The organism is Streptomyces sp. NPDC054841 (assembly GCF_053611045.1).
On the sequence record NZ_JBSGZO010000660.1, the window covers coordinates 1 to 3,764 of the forward strand.

General features: G+C 69.7%; 2 protein-coding genes. Both read left to right on the top strand.

What is annotated here, in order from left to right:
* Positions 1–359 precede the first annotated feature (359 nt).
* Positions 360–1,586, top strand: coding sequence for a thiolase family protein (locus ACWGI8_RS41295; RefSeq protein WP_453668594.1), 1,227 nt, complete (start codon positions 360–362; stop codon positions 1,584–1,586).
* Complete coding sequence (locus ACWGI8_RS41300; protein ID WP_453668595.1) at positions 1,583–3,712, top strand: 3-hydroxyacyl-CoA dehydrogenase NAD-binding domain-containing protein; 2,130 nt, start codon at positions 1,583–1,585, stop codon at positions 3,710–3,712. The genes ACWGI8_RS41295 and ACWGI8_RS41300 overlap by 4 nt, the downstream gene beginning before the upstream one ends.
* The last annotated feature ends 52 nt before the right edge of the window (positions 3,713–3,764 follow it).

Genomic DNA, 3,764 nt, shown 5'->3' on the forward strand with positions numbered 1-3,764 from the left:
CCGGGCTCGACTCCTCGGGGCGGCATCCGGCCCCGTACCCATGCGCCCCGGCACGATGCCACCCCTGCGGGGCCGACCCTGCACGGCCCCACCCCGGGCCGTCGCCCGACTGCGAGCCGCGATCCGCGTGGTCTGTGGCCGCCCACCGGGCCGCAGACGGACAACGGCCCCGGCCCGGGTGGGCCCGCGGTGCCGGGGCAGGTGCGGGGGTAGGGGGGCGTCAGCCCCCGTGTGACGTTCGCCGCTCCCGCCGTGGGGGGTGGGCAGCATGGTTACCCGCAAGTAGCATGAGGGAAGCAAGCGCGCGCTCAGGCGCGTGCCCGCAGCAGTGCCATCCCGCACCCTGGAGGAGAGCCATCGTGCCTCGTACCGTCAGGGACGTCGTCTTCGTCGACGGCGTCCGCACCCCGTTCGGCAAGGCGGGCCCGAAGGGCATCTACCACGAGACCCGCGCCGACGATCTCGTCGTGAAGGCGATCCGGGAGCTGCTGCGCCGCAACCCGGACCTCGACCCCGCGAAGATCGACGAGGTCGCCATCGCCGCGACCACGCAGATCGGTGACCAGGGTCTGACCATCGGCCGTACCGCGGGCATCCTCGCGGGTCTGCCGCAGTCCGTGCCCGGGTACTCGATCGACCGCATGTGCGCCGGCGCGCTGACCGCCGTGACCTCGGTCGCGGGCAGCGTGGCCTTCGGTGCGTACGACGTCGCCATCGCCGGCGGTGTCGAGCACATGGGCCGCCACCCGATGGGTGAGGGCGTCGACCCGAACCCGCGCTTCGTGTCGGAGAAGCTCGTCGACGAGTCGGCCCTCTTCATGGGTATGACCGCGGAGAACCTGCACGACCGCTACCCGCACATCACCAAGCAGCGCGCCGACGAGTACGCCGTTCGCTCGCAGGAGAAGGCCGCCAAGGCGTACGCCAACGGCAAGATCCAGCAGGACCTGGTGCCGATCTCGGTACGCCGCACCAACCCCGAGGCCGGCGAGACCGGCTGGGGCCTGGTCACCGCCGACGAGCCGATGCGCCCGGGCACCACCCTGGAGAACCTCTCCGGTCTGAAGACCCCGTTCCGTGTCCACGGCCGCGTCACCGCCGGTAACGCCGCGGGTCTGAACGACGGCGCCACCGCCTCGCTCATCGCCTCCGAGGACTTCGCCCGCGAGAACAACCTCCCGGTCAAGATGCGCCTCGTCTCGTACGCCTTCGCCGGCGTCGAGCCCGAGGTCATGGGCTACGGCCCGATCCCGGCGACCGAGAAGGCCCTCGCCAAGGCCGGTCTGTCGATCGAGGACATCAACCTCTTCGAGGTCAACGAGGCGTTCGCCGTCCAGGTCCTGGCCTTCCTCGACCACTACGGCATCGCCGACGACGACGCCCGCGTCAACCAGTACGGCGGCGCGATCGCCTTCGGCCACCCGCTCGCCTCCTCCGGTGTGCGTCTGATGACGCAGCTGGCGCGGCAGTTCGAGGAGCAGCCGGAGGTCCGTTACGGCCTCACCACGATGTGCGTCGGCTTCGGCATGGGCGCCACCGTGATCTGGGAGAACCCGCACCACAAGGACGCCGGAGGCACCAAGTGAGCACCACCGCTGAGCTCCTGAAGGGCGCGGCCGAGCTGTTCCCGGACGAGGTCGTCACCCAGGCGCACGTACGCCACCTCGACCTCCCCGGCGGCGCGGGCAAGTTCGCCCTCATCACGCTGGACAACGGCTTCGACCACACCAAGCCGACCACCTTCGGCCCGCAGTCCCTCGCGAACCTCAACACCGCGATCGACCAGGTCGAGAAGGAGGCGTCCGAGGGCGCCGTCGTCGGTGTCGGCATCACCGGCAAGCCGTTCATCTTCGCCGTCGGCGCCGACCTCAAGGGCGTCGAGCTGCTCAAGCAGCACTCGGACGCGCTCGCCATCGGCAAGGGCGGCCACGACGTCTTCAAGCGGCTCGCCGGCCTGGCTGTCCCCACCTTCGCGTACTACAACGGCGCGGCGATGGGCGGCGGTGTCGAGGTCGGTCTGCACTGCTCGTACCGGACCGTGTCGAAGGCCCTGCCGGCCTTCTCGCTCCCCGAGGTCTTCCTCGGTCTGGTCCCCGGCTGGGGCGGCTGCACGATCCTGCCGAACCTGATCGGCGCCGACCGTGCGGTCTCGGTGATCATCGAGAACTCGCTCAACCAGAACAAGCAGCTCAAGGGCAAGCAGGTCTTCGAGCTCGGGATCGCCGACGCGATCTTCGAGGGCGCCGACTTCCTGGAGCAGTCGCTGATCTGGACCGCGAACGTGCTGAAGGGCGACGTCACCGTCGAGCGCCCCGAGATCGACCGCGGTGAGGCCTGGGACCAGGCCGTCGCCCGCGGCCGGTTCATCGCCGACTCCAAGGTGCACGGCGCGGCCCCGGCCGCGTACCGCGCCCTCGACATCATCGAGGCGTCCAAGGACGGCGACCTGCAGAAGGGCTTCGACGCCGAGGACACCGCGCTCGCCGACCTGATCATGGGTGGCGAACTGCGCTCCGGCATCTACGCCTTCAACCTGGTGCAGAAGCGCGGCAAGCGCCCCGCCGGTGCCCCGGACAAGAGCCTGGCCCGTCCGGTCACCAAGGTCGGCGTCGTCGGCGCCGGTCTGATGGCCTCTCAGCTGGCGCTGCTCTTCCTGCGCCGCCTGGAGGTGCCGGTCGTCCTCACCGACATCGACCAGGAGCGCGTCGACAAGGGTGTGGGCTACGTCCACGCCGAGATCGAGAAGCTGCTGGGCAAGGGCCGGATCAACCAGGACAAGGCCAACCGCCTCAAGGCCCTGGTCTCCGGTGTCCTGGACAAGGCCGAGGGCTTCGCGGACGCGGACTTCATCATCGAGGCCGTGTTCGAGGAGATGTCCGTCAAGCAGAAGGTGTTCGCGGAGGTCGAGGCGGTCGCCCCGGCGCACGCGATCCTCGCCACCAACACCTCCTCGCTGTCGGTGACCGAGATGGCCTCCAAGCTCCAGCACCCGGAGCGCGTGGTCGGCTTCCACTTCTTCAACCCCGTCGCGATCCTGCCGCTGCTGGAGATCGTCCGCGGTGAGAAGACGGACGACGCCTCCCTCGCCACCGCCTTCGGTGTCGCGAAGAAGCTGAAGAAGACCGCGGTCCTCACCAAGGACGCCCCGGCGTTCGTCGTGAACCGCATCCTGACCCGCTTCATGGGCGAGATCCAGAACGTCATCGACGAGGGCACCCCGGTGGCCACCGCCGAGAAGGCGATCGAGCCGCTCGGTCTGCCGATGTCGCCGCTGGTCCTGCTCGAGCTGGTCGGCCCGGCCATCGGCCTGCACGTCTCCGAGACCCTCAACCGCGCCTTCCCGGAGCGCTTCAAGGTCTCCGAGAACCTGGCCGCGGTCGTCAAGGCCGGAAAGCGTGGCTTCTACGTCTACGACTCGGGCAAGCCCGAGCTGGACCCGGAGGTCGCCGCCCTCCTCAAGCAGGGCGACAACGTCCTGACGGAGGAGCAGGTCCGCGACCGTGTCCTGGACGCGGTGGCGCAGGAGATCGGTCTGATGCTGGAGGAGGGTGTCGTCGCCGAGGCGCAGGACATCGACCTCTGCCTGATCACGGGCGCCGGCTGGCCCTTCCACCTGGGTGGCATCACGCCGTACCTGGACCGCGAGGGTGTCTCGCAGCGTGTGAACGGCAAGCCGTTCCTGGCGCAGGGCGTCGCGAGCGTCCCCGCGTAACACCGGCGATACGGCGCGAACAAACACAGAACGGGCCGTACGGGAGAGATCC